The sequence below is a fragment of the Variovorax pasteuri genome, assembly GCF_051216435.1.
Taxonomy (GTDB): domain Bacteria; phylum Pseudomonadota; class Gammaproteobacteria; order Burkholderiales; family Burkholderiaceae_C; genus Variovorax.
The window spans coordinates 1-16,549 of record NZ_JBPJZS010000012.1 but is presented as its reverse complement, the minus strand read 5'-3'; the positions used below and the strand labels follow the sequence as shown (position 1 = coordinate 16,549).

The following is a 16,549-nucleotide window of genomic DNA, read 5'->3' as shown; positions in this document are numbered from 1 at the left end:
AGGAGACCCACCCATGACCATCGATCCGAGCACGCTCGTGCAACCCGACCGCGTGCACAAGCGCGTCTACACCGACCCCGCCATCTTCGAGCTGGAGATGGACCGCGTCTTCGGCCAGGCCTGGCTCTACGTCGGCCACGAGAGCCAGGTGCCCAAGCCCGGCGACTACTTCACCACCCGGCTGGGTCGCGAGCCCGTGGTGATGCTGCGGCACACCGACGGCGCCGTGCACGTGCTGTTCAACCGCTGCCCGCACAAGGGCGCCAAGATCGTGCCCGACGGCAGCGGCAGCGCGGGCAAGTTCTTGCGCTGCCTGTACCACGGCTGGACCTTCAAGTGCGATGGCAGCCTGCTCTCGGTGCCGCTGCGCAGCGGCTACGAAGACACCGCGCTCGACCTGAAAGACCCGCAGTACGGCGTGCGCAAGGTGGCGCGCGTGGCGACGCACCGCGGCTTCGTGTTCGCGAGCCTCGCGGCCGAAGGCCCCGAGCTGAAAGACTTCCTGGGCGGCGTGGCCACCTCGCTCGACAACTTCTGCGACCGCGCACCCGAGGGCGAGGTGGAGGTGGCCGGCGGCGTGCAGCGCGTGATTCAGCGCAACAACTGGAAGATCTTCTTCGAGAACCTGCACGACACCATCCATGCGGTGGCCACGCACGAATCGTCGTGGCGCGCGGCCAAGGAGGAGTACGAGGCCATGCCGGCGGGCACGCCCAAGCCCTTCGAGGTGGTGATCGTCGACGGCAACGGCGAGCCGCTGGACTTCTGGGAGAAGCTGGAGCTGAAGGGCTACGACAACGGCCACGGCTTCATGGAAGGCATCTTCGTGCCGCCGACCGATCCGGTGAGCCTGGCCTACGTGGCCTCGCTGGAGGCCGCGCACGGCGCACAGCGCGCCGAAGAAATCCTGCGCGTGAACCGGCACAACACCATCGTCTACCCGAGCTGTTCGCCGCACACCTCGTTCCAGCAGATCCGGGTGATACGGCCGCTGTCGGTGGACCGCACGCTGGTCGAGATCTTCAGCTTCCGCCTGAAGGGCGCGCCGGAGGCCACCTTCCAGCGCACGCTGAAGTACACCAACATCGTCAATTCGCCCTCGTCCAACGTGATGCCCGACGACCTGGAGGCCTACAACCGCGTGCAGGAAGGCCTGGGTTCGGACGGCGGCGACTGGGTCAGCATGCACCGCGCGGCCGGGCGCGACCAGCCGCTGCCGGGCGGGCGCGCCTCCAACGGCAACAGCGAGATGCCCTCGCGCAACATGTTCGCGGCCTGGGCTTCGTACATGGGTGCCGGCGCGGATGCCCCGGCCGGAGACAAGTCATGAACTTCATCGACTGGCAAGAGCAGCAGGACGTCACGCAGTTCTTGCACCACGAGGCGCGCCTGCTCGACGAGCACCGCTGGGACGAATGGCAGAAGCTCTTCACGCCCGACGGGCTGTACTGGGTGCCGCTGGTGCACGGCCAGACCGACCACCTCAACCATGCCTCGCTGTTCTGCGAAGACGCGCTGCTGCGCTCCATGCGCGCACGCCGGCTCGAGCAGGCCCGCGCCTATTCGCAGCAGCCCGTGACGCGCACCGTGCACGTGGTCGGCAACATCGCGCTCGAATCGCGCGACGAAGCAGGCTGCACGGTGCGCTCGACCTTCATGCTGCTGGAGTGGCGCAAGACCGAGCAGCGTGTGTTCGGCGGCAGCGTGCTGCACACCTTGCGCAAGGCGGAAAAGGCCGGGGGCGGTTTTCGCATCCAGACCAAGCGCATCGACCTCGTCAATTGCGACGCACCGCACGAAGCCTTGCAGGTGTTCATGTGAAGGCCGCGCTGCTGGCCATGCACTACCAGAACGACGTGCTGCACGTCGACGGCAAGGTGCGCGTGGGCGTGGCCGCCGACGACCCGGCGCGCCCGCGGCTCATCGCCTCGGCCGCGCGCCTGATCGCGGCCGCACGGGCGAACGGGGTGCCGGTGATCTTCGTGCGCATCGCCTTCGCGCCGGGCTATGCGGACTGCCTGCGCAACTGCACGCTGTTTCGCCGCGTGGCCGAGACCGGTGCCGTGCAGGACGGCAGCTGGGGCGCCGAGTTCTACGCCGAGCTGGCGCCGCTTGCGGGCGAAGCCGTGGTCACCCACAAGCGCAACAACCCCTTCTGGGCCAGCGGGCTCGAGGAGGCGGTGCGCGCCACCGGGGCGGGCCGGCTGTACGTGGCGGGCATCGCGACCAACCATGTGGTCGAGCACGGCGCGCGCCATGCGAGCGACCTGGGCTACGACGTGGCGGTGGTGGCCGACGCCTGCAGCACCGCGCAGGCGCATCTGCATGCGGCCAGCCTGGAAACCCTGGCGATGCTGGCGCAGGTGATTCGCGTGGATGATGCGGTCACTCAAATGAAGGGCCCGCCATGAAGTTGCAAGACAAGGTCGCCGTCGTCACCGGCGCGGCCGCCATGCTCGGCAGCGCCATCGTTCGCGCGTTGGTGCAGGCCGGCGCGCGCGTGCTGGCGGTGGACATCGACGTGCCGCGCGGCCAAGCGCTGGCCGCCGAACTGGGGCCGCGCTGCCGCTTCGTGGCATGCGACATCGCCAGCGACGACGCGCTCGACGCGCTGGTGGCCGACGTGCTGCGGGTGGAGGGGCGCATCGATTTCCTGGTCAACAACGCGGTGGTCTATGGCGACGCCGGGCTGGCCGCCGCGCGCGGCGAGTGGCTGAGCGCGCTGAACGTCAACCTGGTCTCCGGCGCGATGCTGGTGCAGAAGACCGCCGATGCGCTGGCGGCGCAGCGTGGCGCCATCGTGAACATGGGCAGCGTGGGCGGCAAGTTCGGCACGGCGGGCAGAGCGCTCTATCCGGCGGCCAAGGCGGCCATCCTGCAGCTCACGCGCAACCAGGCCGCCAGCCTGGCGCCGCGCGGCGTGCGGGTGAACTCGGTGTCGCCGGGGTGGACCTGGTCGGACGCCCTGTCGCGCATGGCCGGTGCCGACCGCGCGCTGGCCGACCGCGTCGGCGCGCCGATGCACCCGCTGGGCCGCGTGGGCGACGGCGACGACGTGGCGCAGGTGGTGCTGTTTCTGTGCTCGGACGCGGCACGCTTCGTGACCGGGGCGGACATTCCGGTCGACGGCGGCTTCTCGATGCTGGGGCCTGACCAGGGGCACTCGGCGCGGGACTGGTTCGAGGCGCTGCCGGACTGAGGCGCGGGGACGCACCGGCTTGTCGGTGCGCCAGTGCGCCAGTGCGTTAACGCAGCACCAGCACCGGCAGTGCCGAGTGCGTCAGCACATGCTGCGTCTCGCTGCCCAGCAGCAGGCGCTTGAGGCCCTTGCGCCCGTGCGAGGCCATCACGATCAGGTCGCTGCCGTGCTTCTTCGCGGCCGCGATGATCGATTCGGCCACCAGGTCGGAGCTGATGCGCGCGGTCTTCACCTGCACGCCGCTGGCCTGTGCGCGCTCGCGCACGGCGTCGAGCATCGCCTGCGCCTTGTCGGCCCATTGCTTCTCGACGCGGCCGATGTCGTCGGGCGAGAAGGTCATCGCGCCCTCCAGGTAGCTCTGCGGGTAGCGCGGCACCACGGTCAGCGCCACCAGCTCGGCGCCGTTGCCGGCCGCCAGCGCAACCGCGGCCTTGACCGCCTTCTTCGAGAGCGTGGAGCCATCGGTGGCGACGAGGATGTGCTTGAACATGAAAGCGCCTTTCGGGGTGTGAGGTGCCAGCTTAGGCAGCCCGTGGGCGTGGCGCGTTGCGCCAGATCAAGCAGTGGCAGCGTCAGTTCGCCATCGGTCGAAGTCCGGCGGCGCCATCGGGCGCGCGATGAAGTAACCCTGCACGCCGTCGCAACCGCAACTGGCGGTCAGGTCGAACTGTTCCTGCGTCTCCACGCCCTCGGCGACCACCAGCAGCCCCAGCGCGTGCGCGAGCTGAACGATGGACCGGAACACCGCGGCGTCGCCCGCGCTCTCGCCGGCATTGACGATGAAGCTGCGGTCCAGCTTCACCGACGTCAGGGGCATGCGCGGCAGCTGCGACAGCGTCGAGTAGCCCACGCCGAAGTCGTCCATTGCCACCTTGAATCCGTGCTGTCGTGCCCGCTCCAGCGCGGCGACCGCGTGCGCGTCGGCGAACACGCCCTCGGTCACCTCGATGCAGAAGCGGCCGGCCGGCAGATCCTGCCGGGCCAGGAGCGCCAGCAGGTCGGCCACCACATCGCCGGCGGCGAACTGGGCGGGTGACACGTTCAGGTTGATCACCGGCCATTGGCCGGGCGCTGCTCGCTCCCAGGCCGCCGCCTGGTCGACCGCCAGGCCGAGCAGCTTGCGCCCCAGCGCGGCGATCAACCCCTTGCGTTCAGCCAGCGGAATGAACCGGTCGGGCGGGACGGCGCCAAGCCGCGGGTGACGCCACCTTGCCAACGACTCCACGGCCATGATCCTTCGGTCGGCCACGCCCACCACGGGCTGGAACGACAGCCAGAGTTCATCGTCCCTGGCCAAGGCCTGGTGGAGGTCCTGCTCGAGCTCGACCTCCTGCTGTCGCGTGTCGTGCATGGCTTTCGCGAACGCCACGGCCTGGTTGCCGCCGCGGGCCTTGGCGACGTACATGGCCTGGTCGGCCGCCTGCGCCAGGTTGGCGCCGGCGGCTTTCTGCGCATGCGCGGTACCCACGCTTGCCACCAGCCTGAAGCTTCGTCCGCGCACCTCGTAAGGCCGGGCCAGCGAGCGGCTGACCGCGTCGCCCAGTTGCTCGGCCTCCCCGGGGCTCAGGTCCGCGCAATAGATGGCGAATTCATCGCCGCCGATGCGGCCCACCGGCGCGCCATTCGCCGCGGCACGCAGCCGCGTCGCCACTTCGACCAGCACGCGGTCGCCCTCTTCATGGCCGAAGGCTTCGTTGACCGCCCGGAAACCGTCCAGGTCGATCAGCACCTCGCTCGCACCCGGGCCAGCGGCCGCCGGCCCGCTTCGGCGCAGGTCCATCATCTTGTTGCGGGTGAGCAGCCCCGTCAGGGCGTCGTGGTCGGCCGCTCGCCGCGTCAGGCGTTCGGCAATGCCGCGCAGCCGATCCACGCCATGGGCGCGCACGGTGACGATGGTGACCACGGCCCAGATCAACGCGATGATGAATGCGCCCTGATAGACCAGCAGCACGCCGTCCGGCGGCAGCTGAATGCCCGGATGGCCGAGCCACCTCGACATGAGCCAGACCCCCAGTGCCAGCAGCAGCGTGGTGCTGCCGAGCAGGCGGCGCGCCAGGCGGCCCGGCTCGGAGCCTGCGGTCAGGGCCTGCATGAAAGACCGGCGCGAGGTCGCCAGCAGAAGCGCCAGCGCCAGCGATGCGGTGCCCGCCACGGTCAAGGGCGCCATCGCGCCCTGGAAGACCAGCAGCCCGCCGAGGTAGCCGACAAGGGCCACGAAGAGCACCGTCAGTGAAGCCGCAGCCAGGAGCTGCGATGCCAACGGCTGCCGCATGCGCCGCGCAATTTCGCCAAGGCACAGCAGCAACAACGTCCAGGCGACATTCAGCGGCATCGTGATGTGGTTGCCCGTGGCCTGCCGATGCGCTTCGAGCCTGCCGCGAAATGGTGTCAACGCGCTGAAGAGCGGGTCGCCCGTCAGGGGGGCCAGCAACCTGATCGATACGAGGCACAGGGCGGCCACCACGGCGACTCGAGCGACCGTTCGGGGAAGCCCGGTAGTCTTTCCGGGCATCAGCGCGATCGTGAGCAGCAGCAGGCAGAGCGCCGTGTAGGGGTGGGTGGCAGGCAGGTTGGCGACCGGGCGCCACATGCCCGGCACATCCAGTGCGTAACCGAGCAGGACCCAGAGGCTGATGCTGCTGCCGATGGCGGTGCCCGCGATGCGGGCCACACGCGGCAGCCGCCATTGCGCGGGGTGCTCAGTCATGCCGCCATCGCGGAAGGCGGATCGCCTCGGCAAGGCGGCACCGGCGCCTGGGATCAGAAGTACCGAGGGGCAACGCTGAGTGCATCGGTGCGATGAGTTCTGCAATCGCCGGCGAAAGCCGATCCGCATCGAGAGCCTTCGGCGCACTGTAGCAGGGGAGATTGCGCCGTTCGACTGACGGTTGTCGATTCTGGCCAACAGCTGCGGCGCCTAGTCCTTCATGAACCCGGCATACACAGCCAGCGCCATCACGATGCTCAGAACAAGAAGAAGCACCTCGTAGGTTGCGAGCCCCACCCAGAACCGGAACGGTTCCTTCTTTCTGAAGACCCCGTACCGGGCACCGATGACACCCGTCCTGATCGCGCGATAGGGATACCACAGCGGCAACACGAACCAGCACAGCAGGGCGACGACGCAGAGGGTGTTCGACCAGAGGCCGGGGGCAACAGCCTTTGCGACGATCGGCAGGATGATGCCGCTCACGAACATGCCGGCTGAAACGCGGTCGAAGGAGACAGAGGGATCCGTTGAGCCTGAGTTCAGCATCGCGCGATGGTAGCCGCGCTTCGCCGGGTCACTTGCCTGTCAAGGCAGTTCTGGGTCTTTTGGCGGCTTCAGGCCGAGACCGAGCCAGTTCGGCGGCAGTGCCTCGTCGACGACAGGGCTGCGAACGGCCTTCCACCCGCGCGCCGTGATCGCCGTCACGGCGGCCGCATCCTGCACCTGCAACCGGACCTCGTCGCCAGGCCACGGAATCCGGGCCTCGACCAGACCCGCGGCCTGCAGCACCCGCAACCGGTCGATGCTCGCCGGCTCGCACACCGTGCAAGGCGGCGGCGCCTCGGCCAGCGTCCGCAAGAGATTCATGCACATCGTTGCGCTCCCTGCCAAATCACCGCTTCAGCCCATCAGCGTGCGCAGGCTGGCCAGCGCGACCTTCGGGTCGGCGATGCCGTGGTAGATGGGCTGCACTTCCTTGTCCACGCCCATGAGACCGTACACGCCATGCATGGCGCCGCGCACCGAGTACTCGACGGTGAAGACCACGTCCTCCGCAATCTCCACGTACTGGCCCAGCAGCGCGAAGTTCTTCGCGCCGTGCGGAATGACGGCTGGCCGGTCCGTCGGGGCGCGGCATTCGAACTCGCTGGTGATGTACGGCATCATCACCGGCACCACGGTGGTGGTGCGCCGCACCTCGTCCAGGATGTCCTCGAAGCCCAGGTGGTGGATGAGCTCGGTCAGTATTTCCTGCCCCGTGGCCTGCGCCATCGTGCGGTCGATGAAGTTGCCCCGCGTTTCCAGCAGCAGGCCGTAGCCCCACAGCGTGAACACGCCCTCGGGCTGCGCGTCGAAGTGCGGCGGGTGCGGCACCACGATCGACATCAGCCAGCTCGAATCCTTGAAGGTCATCAGGCCGCCCGTGCCGGGCGCGTTGCCCGAGAAGGCCTGGATGCGCTGCAGCAGCAACGGGCTGCGCAGCGTGAGCGTGAAAGACTCCCACTTGCTCTCGTCCACGTTGCCGCAGAAGGCCTCGGGCCGGCCCAGGCCCGGGGCCTTGCGCGCCAGGTTCTTCCACAGCGTCCAGGCGCCGTCGTGCGGCACCCGCACGAGCTCGGGCGCCTGGTGGTCGGTGCCGTTGCGCGAGTCGGCAGTCATGGAGCCGAGCGTGAGCAGTGCGCACTCCTGCGGCCCCAGCTGGTACGACAGCGGCCTGCCGTCGCGCATGCAGTGCAGCGTCTGCAACCGCAGGCCGCTGTCCGCGCTGTCGTGGGTGTCGTGGGTGTCGGTTTTGGCAAAGTCCGCATCGACCACGCGCGTGCCGAACTCGAACAGCACGCCGTGCGCGCGCAGCCAGCGCACCATCGGCCGCACGATGGTGTCGTACTGGTTGAGCTCGGTGCGGCGCACGCCGCCCAGGGTGTGGATGCGCGGCAGCTCCTGCAGGAAGCGCAGCATGTAGCGCTTGAGCTCGACCGCGCTGTGCCAGTTCTGGAACGCGAAGGTGGTGCGCCACATGGCCCAGAAGTTGGTGTCCAGGAAGTGCGGGGAGAACCACTCCTCGATGCGCCGGGTGCCCAGCACGCGCTCGGGCATGGCCAGCAGGCGCATCAGTTCCAGCCGGTCCTGCAGGTCGAAGCCGAGGTCGCTGGCGTCCAGGATGCGGTGGTGCCGGTCGATCAGCCGCGCGTTCGCGTCGGAGTGCACCTGCCGGTTGAAGTCGCGCACCTCCTCGTGCACCGTGCGCGCGGGGGTGTTCAGCGACGGGATGCTGTCGAGCACGTTCCACAGGCAGGTGTAGGTCTCGTCGGTGAACATGCGCCCGCCGCGCGTCACGTAGCCCTGCTTCGCGTCGCCCGCGCCGTCGAGCGCGCCGCCGGGCAGCGGCGACTCCTCCAGGATGCGGATGCGTGAGCCGTGCATGCCGCCGTCGCGAATCAGCAGCACGGCCGCGCTCAGCGCCCCGATGCCGCTGCCGACGATGGTGGCCTGGGTGAAAGGGGGCATGGGGTGTTCCTCGGGAAAGCGGTGGCGCAAGCGCTGTGTCGCCCGAGCGTACGGACGCGGGCGCGTCACGGGCTTGATGCAGCGCAAGCCACGCGGCGAGGGCGCGGCCTAAGGTGGTGCCATCGGCCCCCGCCTTCCCGGCCTTGCCTCACGTTCCCCAAGGAGCTTTTCCATGCAGACCCCCAGATCCATCCTGCTTCACCTCGACAGCTCGGCGCGGGCGGTGGAGCGCATCCGGCTCGCGCGCCAGCTGGCGGAGACCTTCGACGCGCAGGTCACGGCGCAGCCGTGCACGCTGTCGTCCCTCATGCGCTATCCGTTCGCGCTGGAAGGCGCGGCCGAGGCGGTGGCCATCATGCAGTCGCTCGACAAGGAAGCGCGCGACCGCATGCATGCGGCCTTCGCTGCCCAGAGCGCGGGCTCGCGGCGCATGCACTGGCTGGAGCCGATGCCCGATGCGCCCTGGGGCTTCGCCCGGCGCGCGCTCTACGCTGACCTGCTGGTGATGGGCCAGCGCGACCGCAACGACCCGCTCGACGCCGAGCTGCCTGCCGACTTCCTCACCAGCGTGCTGGTCGACAGCGGCCGGCCCGCGCTGGTGCTGCCCTGCGTGGGCCCGGTGGCCCCCATCGGCCACACGGTGCTGCTGGCCTGGAAGGAAACCCGCGAATCGGCGCGCGCGGTGACGGCGGCGCTGCCGTGGCTGCACACCGCGTCGCGCGTGCATGCGGTGTCTTACGGCGGCGAGGCCGAGCTTGCGTTGCAAGGGCTGCGCGACTACCTGCGCGCCCAGGGCGTCGTCGAGCCGACGCTGCACTTCGGCGACAAGGACGAGGGCGACGTGGGCAACCGGCTGCTCTCCCTGTCCGCGGACCTCGGCGCCGACCTGCTGGTGATGGGCTGCTACGGCCACAGCCGCGCGCGCGAGTGGGTGATGGGCGGCGCCACGCTGTCGATCCTGCAGTCGATGACGCTGCCGGTGCTGATGTCGCACTGAACGGCGGGCCGCACGGCTGGCTGCACGTCTGGCCGCACCACGGATCGGGGCGGCAGCGGCAGCGTCAGGTCAGCCCTTCCACCAGCAGGGCCTGCAGCATGAAGCGGCGGTTGTCGCCCGGGGCGGCCTCTTCGCCGAGGCCGTCCGCCAGGCGCGCCGAGGGGTGCGCGTCGCAGGCGATGTCGTCGTACACGGGAATGCCGGCGGCCTGGCCGATCTGCCGCACCAGCGCCGCCGGCATGCCCTGGCAGACCACCGCGTCGTACAGCCGCCCGAGCGTGCGGCCGGTGTGCTGCACCTCGCGCGGGTTGCCGGCGCCCGACAGGTTCCAGCGCACCGTGGCCACGTGCGCGCCCAGTTCGCCGGCGGCGCGCAGCAGCGGCGCCGGGTCGTCCACCACCGCGGCGGCGCGCAGCAGCCCGATGTTCATGCCGCGCAGCAGCAGCGGCAGGGCATTCGTGCGCGCAAGGTGGCGCAGGCGCAGCGCCAGCCTGAGCAGTTCGGCCGTATCCTGCGGCGGAGGAACATTCGAGGTGCGCAGATCGGTGGGTTCGGATGGCAAGAGCATGGTGCGACAAGTGTGTGACGCCGCCAAGGCTAGTTCGCCGCCGCGCGCGGCCCTTGATGCGCGTCAAGGGCCGCGTGTCGCGCCGCCGTTGATACACGCCGGACACATGCCGGACACAGGGCATTCACCGAGCGTTACCCGCCGATGCGCAGCGTTGTCGCTGCGTTGCCGTGCGCTTCCTAGCATCGGTCCATCGACACGCGACACCCCCGTTGCGCCCAAGGAGTTCCAGATGCTTGATTCCACCGCCACCGAGAACACCACCGAAACGCTCAAGCGCCTGGCCGCGCAGCTGCAGCCGGAGCGCCGTCTGGTGCACACCGGCGACGTGGTCTACCAGGCGGGGGAGCGCTTCGAGCACCTGTACATCCTGAACTCCGGCTTCTACAAGATCGTGAACCTCACGGCCGACGGCCGCGAGCAGGTGGTGGGGCTGAAGTTCCGCGGCGACTGGCTCGGCTTCGAAGGCATTGCCGGCGGCTGCTACGGCTGCGACGCGGTGGCCATGGACACCGGCGAGGTCTGGGTGGTTTCCTACGACGCGCTGATCGCGGCCAGCCGGACGCACCCCGACCTGCTGCAGGTGCTGCACGCCGCCATGAGCCGCGAGATTGCAAGCGACCGCGACTCGCTGATGTCGGTGTGCACGCTGCCGGCCGACGCACGGGTGGCCGACTTTTTGCGCTACTGGGCCGAGTCGCTGGCCGAGCGCGGCATGCGCACCGACCAGATCACGCTGCGCATGACGCGCGCCGAAATCGGCAACTACCTCGGCATGACGCTGGAGACGGTGAGCCGGGCGCTGTCGCGGCTGGCGCGCGACAAGGTCATCGGCTTTGCCGAGAAGGGCCGGCGCGACGTGCAGATTCCCGACGTAGGGGCGCTGTCGGCCTTCGTGCAGCGCTGCCTGGCACCGGTGGCGGTTCCGGCGCCCGCCATGCTGCAGTGAGGCCTCAGGCCAGCAGCCGCGCGATGGCGCGCGCGAGTTCGCCGCGCGTGTAGGGCTTGGGCAGCAGTTCCCAGCTGGGTGGCATGTCGCGGTCGGCCTCCAGCAGCTCCGACGAGAAGCCCGACATCAGCAGGATCGCCAAGCGCGGAAAGAGCTGCTGCGCCTCGGTGGCGAGCTGCGTGCCGCGCATGCCGGCGCCGAGCGCGATGTCGCTCAGCAGCAGGTCGAAGGGGGCGGCGGCGTTCTGCATGACCGACAGGGCCTCTTCACCGTTGGCCGCCGATGCCACCTTGCAACCCAGCGTGACCAGGAAGGTGTGCGCCACCTTGCGCACCTCGGCGTCGTCTTCGACCAGCATCACCCGCAGGCCGGGGGGAACGGATGCATCGGCGCGCTCTTCTTCCGTGGCCGGCGGCGCGGCGCGGCTGCCGCGTTCCAGCTGCGGCAGGTAGAGCGTGACCGTGGTGCCCGCACCCGGCTGGCTCTCTATGGCGATGGCGCCCTTTGACTGCTTGACGAAGCCGTACACCGTGCTCAGGCCCAGGCCGGTGCCGCGGCCGGCCTCCTTGGTGGTGAAGAAGGGCTCGAAGGCGCGCTCCTTCACGTCGTCGGCCATGCCGGTGCCGCTGTCGGAAATGGAAATGGCGACGAAGCGGCCGTGCCCTTGCATGTTCGGGTCGTTGCGCTCCGTGCGCACGGCGAGCGGCAGCAGGCCGCAGTCCTCGGAGCGAAAGTGCAGCGTGCCGCCTTCGGGCATGGCGTCGCGCGCGTTGATGGCGATGTTCAGCAGCGCCGACTCCAGCTGCACCGGGTCGGCCAGCACCGGCGGGCAGGCCGGGCCGGTGTCGATGGCGATGTGAATGCGCTGGTCCAGCGTGCGGCGCAGCATGTCGGCCAGCGAATGGAGCAGGGCGTGGGTGTCGACCACGTCGGGCTGCAGCATCTGCCGGCGCGAGAAGGCCAGCAGCTTGCCGGTGAGTTCGGCGCCGCGCCGGCTGGCGCGCATGGCCGCCCCCACCAGCTGCTGCGCATGGGTGTCCTGCGCCAGCGCGGGCAGCTCCTCGAGCACCTGCAGGTTGCCCATGATCACGGTGAGCAGGTTGTTGAAGTCGTGTGCGATGCCGCCGGTGAGCTGGCCGACGCTTTCGAGCCGCTGGGCGTGGGCCAGCGCTTCTTCGGTGCGCACGCGCTGCAGGCTGGTGGCCAGCAGGTTGGACAGCGACTCCAGGAACCGCAGCTCCTCGTCGCCGAAGCGCTTGGCCTGCCGCGAGCGCACCGACAGCATGCCGATCACCCGGCCACGGTCGGACAGCGGCACCGCGAGCGCGCTGACGAGCCCGGCCGCCAGGTAGGCGGGCGGCACCGCGAAGCGCTGCTCGCTGCGGTAGTCCGCAATCACCACCGGGCGCCCTTGAGACAGCACGTAGCCCGGTGGCGTGTCGGGCCGGTTGGCGATGCGCGCGCCGATTTCCTCGCCCGCCACGTTGCCCACGCCGCTGGCCACGCGGAATTCGAGCCCGCTGTCTTCCAGCAGCAGCACCATCGCCACCTCGACCTCCAGGCCTGCGGCGGCGATGTGCGGCACCTGCTCGAGCACCACCTGCAGGTCGCGCGTGTCCACCGCCAACCGGCCCAGCTGCGCCAGGTGGTCGCTGTAGCGTGCACGCTGCAGCGCCTGCTTCACGCGCGGGTAGGCGCCGATGTCGCGGATCGCGGCCACCACGAAAGGCAGGCCGTGGTCCTGCAGCGGGCTGAGCGCGATCTCGACCATGACCTCGCTGCCGTCCTTGCGCTTGGCGACCAGTTCCATGTGCGTGCCCATGGGGCGCGGGCGCGGCGCGCGGCCGTAGGCCTCGCGGTACGAGGCATGGCGCGGGCGGATGCTGTCGGGCACCAGCACGTCGACGTTCAGCCCGATCAGCTCTTCGACCGCGTAGCCCAGCAGCGCGGCGGCCGAGGGATTCGCCAGCATGATGGCCCCGGCCTGATCGACCAGCAGCAGGGAGTCGGGGTAGGCGATGAAGAGCGAGCGGAACACGCTGCCTTCCTCGATGCCGGACGGCAGCGACAGCAGGAATGGGGGGCGCGCCGCGTCAGCCATGGGACACAGGCGGCACCAGGATGTAGCCCGCGCCGCGCACCGACTTGATGAGCTGCGGCTCGTCCGCGTCGGCCTCGATCTTCTTGCGTAGCCTGCCGACCTGCACGTCGATCGTGCGATCGAAGGGCGCGGCTTCGCGCCCGCGGGTCTGCTCCAGCAGAAAGTCGCGCGACAGCACGCGTCCGGGGTGCCGCGCAAAGGCGCACAGCAGGCCGAACTCGCCGCCGGTGAGTGCCACGTCCCGGCCTTGCGGGTCGGTGAGGCGGCGCGCGGCGGTGTCCAGCTGCCAGCCGGCGAAGCGCAGCTGCTCGACGGCGCCCGCTGGCGGCGATGCAAGGACCGCGACCGGCGCTTCGGGCGTCGTGCGGCGCAGCACCGCCTTCACGCGCGCCACCAGTTCGCGCAGGTCGAAGGGCTTGGTCACGTAGTCGTCGGCGCCCACTTCCAGGCCGACCACCTTGTCGACCGCGTCGCCGCGGCCGGTGACGATGACCAGGCCGCAGCGCCAGTTTTCGCGCATGCGCCGCGCAATGGAAAAACCGTCTTCGCCGGGCAGGCCGAGGTCGAGCAGCACCAGGTCGGCCGGGTCGGCTGCCATGAGCGCCATGAGGGCGCGGCCGTTGTGCAGCTGGGTCACACGAAAGCCGTGGCTCTGCAAATAGGTGGCCAGGAGCTGCGTGATGTCGACTTCGTCGTCGAGCACCGCGATGTGGGGTGCGGGTTTCATGCGAGAGGGGGCGTCCGGAATCCGGGGGAGCGTAGCACGCATGCCTTGGAAGCAGCCGCTATGTAGGGCGAGGTTTCCGGCGCCGGTTTCCGGCGGCGCCATGCTTGATCTGGCGCAAGGGTCTCTCTCGCCCGACTGCACAGAATTGCCGCTTCGTTCAAGAGGCACGCATGCATTCACTGTTTTTTTCGGGCGTTCTGGATCTTCCCTGGTGGGGCTGCGTGCTCGTCGCGCTGGCGCTCACGCACGTCACCATCGCGTCGGTCACCATCTTCCTGCACCGCCACCAGGCGCACCGCGCGCTCGACCTGCATCCGGCGGTCAGTCATTTCTTCCGCTTCTGGCTGTGGCTCACCACGGGCATGGTCACCAAGCAGTGGGCCGCAGTGCACCGCAAGCACCACGCCAAGTGCGAGACGCCCGAAGACCCGCACAGCCCCCAGGTGTACGGCCTGAACCGCGTGCTGTGGGGCGGCGTGGCGCTGTACGCGCATGAGGCGGCCAACAAGGAAACGCTGGCGCGCTACGGCCACGGCACGCCGGACGACTGGATCGAGCGCCGGCTGTACACCCGCCACCAGGTCATGGGCATCGTGCTGATGGGCGTGCTCGACATGGCGCTGTTCGGCGTGCTGCCGGGCGCGCTGATCCTGTTCACGCAGATCGCGTGGATTCCGTTCTGGGCGGCCGGCGTGGTAAACGGCATCGGCCACTATTGGGGGTACCGCAACTGGCCGGCGGCCGACGCCAGCACCAACATCTTTCCCATCGGCATCGTGATCGGCGGCGAGGAACTGCACAACAACCACCATGCCTTTCCGACCTCGGCCAAGCTGTCGAGCAAGTGGTACGAGTTCGACATCGGCTGGCTCTACATCCGCACGCTGCAGGCGCTGGGCCTGGCGAAGGTCAAGCACCTGGCGCCGAAGCCGCGGCTGGTGGCGCCCCGGCCCGTCGTCGACATCGACACGGTGCAGGCGGTCATTCGCCATCACTACGACGTGCTGTCGAGCTACACGCGCTCGCTGAAGACGGCCTATGCCCGCGAGTTCGGCCGGCTGCGCGAAGCGTCGCCGCAAGAGGCGCGTGCGCTGCGCGGCGTGAAGCGCTGGCTGGGCACCGACGAGCGGGCGCTCGACGCGTCCCGGCAGGCACAGATGCTGGCGGCGCTGGGCGCCTCGCATGCGCTGGCGACCATGTACGCCATGCGGCGCGAACTCACGGTGCTGTGGGCTCGCTCGGGCGCCACGGGTGACCAGCTCGTGCGGCGCCTGCAGGACTGGTGCGAACGCGCGGAAGACAGCGGCATCGCACCGCTGGCCGACTTCTCGATGCGGCTGCGGTCCTACGCCTGAGCCTGCGGCCGGGCCCGAAGCGCTTTCGCCGCTGGCTGTCTACTACTGGCTGGCGACTTCGCCGGCCGGCAGCGTGAAGTGCTCGGACTCGGCCCGGGCCGGTTCCTCGGGCGCGCGGATCAGCAGCACCGGCACGGGCGACATGCGCAGGATGTGCTCCGCGCTGCTGCCCATCACCAAGCGGCCCAGGCCGCGGCGGCCATGGGTGCCGATCACGATCAGCTCGGCGTGCGAGGCCACGGCTTGTGCGATGACCTGGTCGTGCACCGCGCCCCTGACGCTGTCGCACAGCACCACGTCCGCTTCCACGCCTTGCGAGGCGGCCTCCGCACGGCCTTCCTGCAGCAGCACGGAGGCCTTGGCGCGCAGCTCTTCGAGCCAGTTGCCGGCGTAACCGGCGTAGGCGTCCATGGCCAGCGCAAAGGAGAGCTCGTCGATCACGTGCACCAGCCGCAGGCGCCCGCCGGTGAGCTGGGCCAGACGGATGGCCTCGGCGAGGCCGCGGGCGGATGTCGAACTGCCGTCGACGGGAACAAGGATTCGCTGGTACATGGCATGCCTCCGGGGCGAGTGGGTGTGAATGCCAGTATCGGGAGCGCGCCGTGGCGCGGCATTGATTTCGATCAAGCCCGTGCGGTCCGCCAGGCGCGATGCTGGCGGCATGCAAGCCACACCCCTCGCGACACACGCCACCGTGCGCATCATCCGGCAGGAGCATGCCGCGCTGGCGGCGATGCTGCGCTCCATCGTCATGCTGCTCGAGCAGCACCGCCGCAAGGGAACCCTGCCCGACTTCGCGGTGCTGCGGGCCATGCTGTTCTACGTGGACGAATTTCCCGAGCAGCGGCACCACCGCAAGGAAACCGAGTTGCTGTTTCCCAAGCTGCGCGCGCGCACGCCCATGTCGCGCGACCTGCTGGACAAGCTCGACAACGACCACGCCTGGGGCGAGCGCCGCATCCGCCATGTCGAGCACGCGCTGCTGGCCTTCGAGATGCTCGGTGAACCTCGGCGCGAGGCCTTCGAGACGGCCATGGGGAAGTACGTCGACTTCTACCTCGAACACATGGCCATGGAAGAGCGCGAGATTCTTCCGCTGGCCGAGCGTGTGCTGAGCGACGACGACTGGCGCGAGCTGGACGAGGCCTTCGCGCAGAACCGCGACCCGCTGACCGGGCACGTGCCCGACCTGGTCTACAACGCGCTGTTCACGCGCATCGTGAACAGCGTGCCCGCGCCGATCGGGCTGGGGCCGTCGCTCTGACGCTATTCGATCGCTTTCCCCATGTCCTCGACCACCTTCTTGGCGTCTCCGAACACCATCATGGTCTTGTCCATGTAGAAGAGTTCGTTGTCCAGGCCGGCATAACCTGCGGCCATGGAGCGCTTGTTGACGATGACGGTCTTGGCCTTGTAGGCCTCCAGGATGGGCATG

At 69.5% G+C, this 16,549-nt stretch carries 18 protein-coding genes; 8 read left to right on the top strand and 10 right to left on the bottom strand.

The genetic code is table 11. The features are described 5' to 3' along the window. Positions 1 to 13 precede the first annotated feature (13 nt). Genes ACSFBM_RS29965 through ACSFBM_RS29950 form a run of 4 tightly spaced genes read left to right on the top strand, consistent with a single transcriptional unit; the run spans position 14 to position 3,199 of the window. Entirely contained in the window at positions 14 to 1,330 is a 1,317-nt protein-coding gene (locus ACSFBM_RS29965; RefSeq protein ID WP_435487636.1) for an aromatic ring-hydroxylating dioxygenase subunit alpha, read from the top strand. Then, the gene (locus ACSFBM_RS29960) at positions 1,327 to 1,821 is read left to right on the top strand and encodes an aromatic-ring-hydroxylating dioxygenase subunit beta (RefSeq protein WP_435487635.1); all 495 of its coding nucleotides are present in this window, start codon (positions 1,327 to 1,329) and stop codon (positions 1,819 to 1,821) included. Before ACSFBM_RS29965 ends, ACSFBM_RS29960 begins: the two co-directional genes overlap by 4 nt. Beyond that, positions 1,818 to 2,411, top strand: coding sequence for a cysteine hydrolase family protein (locus tag ACSFBM_RS29955; RefSeq protein ID WP_435487634.1), 594 nt, complete (start codon positions 1,818 to 1,820; stop codon positions 2,409 to 2,411). Before ACSFBM_RS29960 ends, ACSFBM_RS29955 begins: the two co-directional genes overlap by 4 nt. Further along, on the top strand, positions 2,408 to 3,199 hold the full coding sequence (locus tag ACSFBM_RS29950; protein ID WP_435439201.1) for an SDR family oxidoreductase: 792 nt from the start codon (positions 2,408 to 2,410) through the stop codon (positions 3,197 to 3,199). Before ACSFBM_RS29955 ends, ACSFBM_RS29950 begins: the two co-directional genes overlap by 4 nt. Before the next feature lie 46 nt (positions 3,200 to 3,245). Here the strand turns inward: ACSFBM_RS29950 and ACSFBM_RS29945 are convergent, their stop codons facing one another. From ACSFBM_RS29945 to ACSFBM_RS29925, 5 genes are all read right to left on the bottom strand, one after another. Next, positions 3,246 to 3,689 carry a universal stress protein gene (locus ACSFBM_RS29945; protein ID WP_435487633.1) on the bottom strand — a complete coding sequence of 148 codons (444 nt, stop codon included), beginning with the start codon at positions 3,687 to 3,689 and terminating at the stop codon, positions 3,246 to 3,248. Positions 3,690 to 3,755: 66 nt separating this feature from the next. Then, positions 3,756 to 5,906 carry a putative bifunctional diguanylate cyclase/phosphodiesterase gene (locus ACSFBM_RS29940; RefSeq protein ID WP_435487632.1) on the bottom strand — a complete coding sequence of 717 codons (2,151 nt, stop codon included), beginning with the start codon at positions 5,904 to 5,906 and terminating at the stop codon, positions 3,756 to 3,758. Between the two features lie 210 nt (positions 5,907 to 6,116). Next, positions 6,117 to 6,455, bottom strand: coding sequence for a hypothetical protein (locus ACSFBM_RS29935; protein ID WP_435487631.1), 339 nt, complete (start codon positions 6,453 to 6,455; stop codon positions 6,117 to 6,119). A 39-nt stretch (positions 6,456 to 6,494) separates the two neighbouring features. Next, positions 6,495 to 6,782 (bottom strand): hypothetical protein, encoded by a 288-nt coding sequence (locus ACSFBM_RS29930; protein ID WP_435487630.1) that lies wholly within the window; start codon positions 6,780 to 6,782, stop codon positions 6,495 to 6,497. 27 nt (positions 6,783 to 6,809) lie between these two features. Beyond that, positions 6,810 to 8,417, bottom strand: a complete 1,608-nt coding sequence (locus ACSFBM_RS29925) for an oleate hydratase (protein WP_435487629.1) — start codon at positions 8,415 to 8,417, stop codon at positions 6,810 to 6,812. Positions 8,418 to 8,589: 172 nt separating this feature from the next. Between ACSFBM_RS29925 and ACSFBM_RS29920 the strand changes: the two genes are divergently transcribed. Next, on the top strand, positions 8,590 to 9,414 hold the full coding sequence (locus ACSFBM_RS29920; protein WP_435487628.1) for a universal stress protein: 825 nt from the start codon (positions 8,590 to 8,592) through the stop codon (positions 9,412 to 9,414). 64 nt (positions 9,415 to 9,478) lie between these two features. On the opposite strand, the gene ACSFBM_RS29915 is transcribed toward ACSFBM_RS29920, so the two are convergent. Then, a complete protein-coding gene (locus ACSFBM_RS29915; protein WP_435487627.1) occupies positions 9,479 to 9,982 on the bottom strand; it encodes a Rossmann-fold NAD(P)-binding domain-containing protein in 504 nt (167 codons plus the stop codon). A 232-nt stretch (positions 9,983 to 10,214) separates the two neighbouring features. On the opposite strand from ACSFBM_RS29915, the gene ACSFBM_RS29910 reads away from it, so the two are divergent. Then, positions 10,215 to 10,931 (top strand): Crp/Fnr family transcriptional regulator, encoded by a 717-nt coding sequence (locus ACSFBM_RS29910; protein WP_435487626.1) that lies wholly within the window; start codon positions 10,215 to 10,217, stop codon positions 10,929 to 10,931. Between the two features lie 4 nt (positions 10,932 to 10,935). Here ACSFBM_RS29910 and ACSFBM_RS29905 read toward each other — a convergent pair whose 3' ends face one another. Beyond that, on the bottom strand, positions 10,936 to 13,032 hold the full coding sequence (locus tag ACSFBM_RS29905) for a PAS domain S-box protein (protein ID WP_435487625.1): 2,097 nt from the start codon (positions 13,030 to 13,032) through the stop codon (positions 10,936 to 10,938). Beyond that, the gene (locus tag ACSFBM_RS29900) at positions 13,025 to 13,759 is read right to left on the bottom strand and encodes a response regulator (protein WP_435487624.1); all 735 of its coding nucleotides are present in this window, start codon (positions 13,757 to 13,759) and stop codon (positions 13,025 to 13,027) included. Before ACSFBM_RS29900 ends, ACSFBM_RS29905 begins: the two co-directional genes overlap by 8 nt. A 170-nt stretch (positions 13,760 to 13,929) precedes the next feature. On the opposite strand from ACSFBM_RS29900, the gene ACSFBM_RS29895 reads away from it, so the two are divergent. Then, positions 13,930 to 15,114 carry a DesA family fatty acid desaturase gene (locus ACSFBM_RS29895; protein WP_435487623.1) on the top strand — a complete coding sequence of 395 codons (1,185 nt, stop codon included), beginning with the start codon at positions 13,930 to 13,932 and terminating at the stop codon, positions 15,112 to 15,114. 42 nt (positions 15,115 to 15,156) lie between these two features. On the opposite strand, the gene ACSFBM_RS29890 is transcribed toward ACSFBM_RS29895, so the two are convergent. Beyond that, complete coding sequence (locus tag ACSFBM_RS29890; RefSeq protein ID WP_435487622.1) at positions 15,157 to 15,666, bottom strand: universal stress protein; 510 nt, start codon at positions 15,664 to 15,666, stop codon at positions 15,157 to 15,159. 109 nt (positions 15,667 to 15,775) lie between these two features. Between ACSFBM_RS29890 and ACSFBM_RS29885 the strand changes: the two genes are divergently transcribed. After that, a complete protein-coding gene (locus ACSFBM_RS29885) occupies positions 15,776 to 16,378 on the top strand; it encodes a hemerythrin domain-containing protein (protein WP_435487621.1) in 603 nt (200 codons plus the stop codon). A 2-nt stretch (positions 16,379 to 16,380) separates the two neighbouring features. Here ACSFBM_RS29885 and ACSFBM_RS29880 read toward each other — a convergent pair. Further along, positions 16,381 to 16,549, bottom strand: a 169-nt coding sequence (locus ACSFBM_RS29880; RefSeq protein ID WP_435487755.1) for an NAD(P)(+) transhydrogenase (Re/Si-specific) subunit beta, incomplete at its 5' end; no start/stop codon positions are given.

Excerpts from the sequence above, each read along its gene's own strand:
- ACSFBM_RS29965 (WP_435487636.1), top strand. The coding sequence starts at position 14 with ATGACCATCGATCCGAGCACGCTCGTGCAACCCGACCGCGTGCACAAG.
- ACSFBM_RS29960 (WP_435487635.1), top strand. The coding sequence starts at position 1,327 with ATGAACTTCATCGACTGGCAAGAGCAGCAGGACGTCACGCAGTTCTTG.
- ACSFBM_RS29950 (WP_435439201.1), top strand. The coding sequence starts at position 2,408 with ATGAAGTTGCAAGACAAGGTCGCCGTCGTCACCGGCGCGGCCGCCATG.
- ACSFBM_RS29945 (WP_435487633.1), bottom strand. The coding sequence starts at position 3,689 with ATGTTCAAGCACATCCTCGTCGCCACCGATGGCTCCACGCTCTCGAAG.
- ACSFBM_RS29940 (WP_435487632.1), bottom strand. The coding sequence starts at position 5,906 with ATGACTGAGCACCCCGCGCAATGGCGGCTGCCGCGTGTGGCCCGCATC.
- ACSFBM_RS29935 (WP_435487631.1), bottom strand. The coding sequence starts at position 6,455 with ATGCTGAACTCAGGCTCAACGGATCCCTCTGTCTCCTTCGACCGCGTT.
- ACSFBM_RS29930 (WP_435487630.1), bottom strand. The coding sequence starts at position 6,782 with ATGTGCATGAATCTCTTGCGGACGCTGGCCGAGGCGCCGCCGCCTTGC.
- ACSFBM_RS29925 (WP_435487629.1), bottom strand. The coding sequence starts at position 8,417 with ATGCCCCCTTTCACCCAGGCCACCATCGTCGGCAGCGGCATCGGGGCG.
- ACSFBM_RS29920 (WP_435487628.1), top strand. The coding sequence starts at position 8,590 with ATGCAGACCCCCAGATCCATCCTGCTTCACCTCGACAGCTCGGCGCGG.
- ACSFBM_RS29915 (WP_435487627.1), bottom strand. The coding sequence starts at position 9,982 with ATGCTCTTGCCATCCGAACCCACCGATCTGCGCACCTCGAATGTTCCT.
- ACSFBM_RS29910 (WP_435487626.1), top strand. The coding sequence starts at position 10,215 with ATGCTTGATTCCACCGCCACCGAGAACACCACCGAAACGCTCAAGCGC.
- ACSFBM_RS29905 (WP_435487625.1), bottom strand. The coding sequence starts at position 13,032 with ATGGCTGACGCGGCGCGCCCCCCATTCCTGCTGTCGCTGCCGTCCGGC.
- ACSFBM_RS29900 (WP_435487624.1), bottom strand. The coding sequence starts at position 13,759 with ATGAAACCCGCACCCCACATCGCGGTGCTCGACGACGAAGTCGACATC.
- ACSFBM_RS29895 (WP_435487623.1), top strand. The coding sequence starts at position 13,930 with ATGCATTCACTGTTTTTTTCGGGCGTTCTGGATCTTCCCTGGTGGGGC.
- ACSFBM_RS29890 (WP_435487622.1), bottom strand. The coding sequence starts at position 15,666 with ATGTACCAGCGAATCCTTGTTCCCGTCGACGGCAGTTCGACATCCGCC.
- ACSFBM_RS29885 (WP_435487621.1), top strand. The coding sequence starts at position 15,776 with ATGCAAGCCACACCCCTCGCGACACACGCCACCGTGCGCATCATCCGG.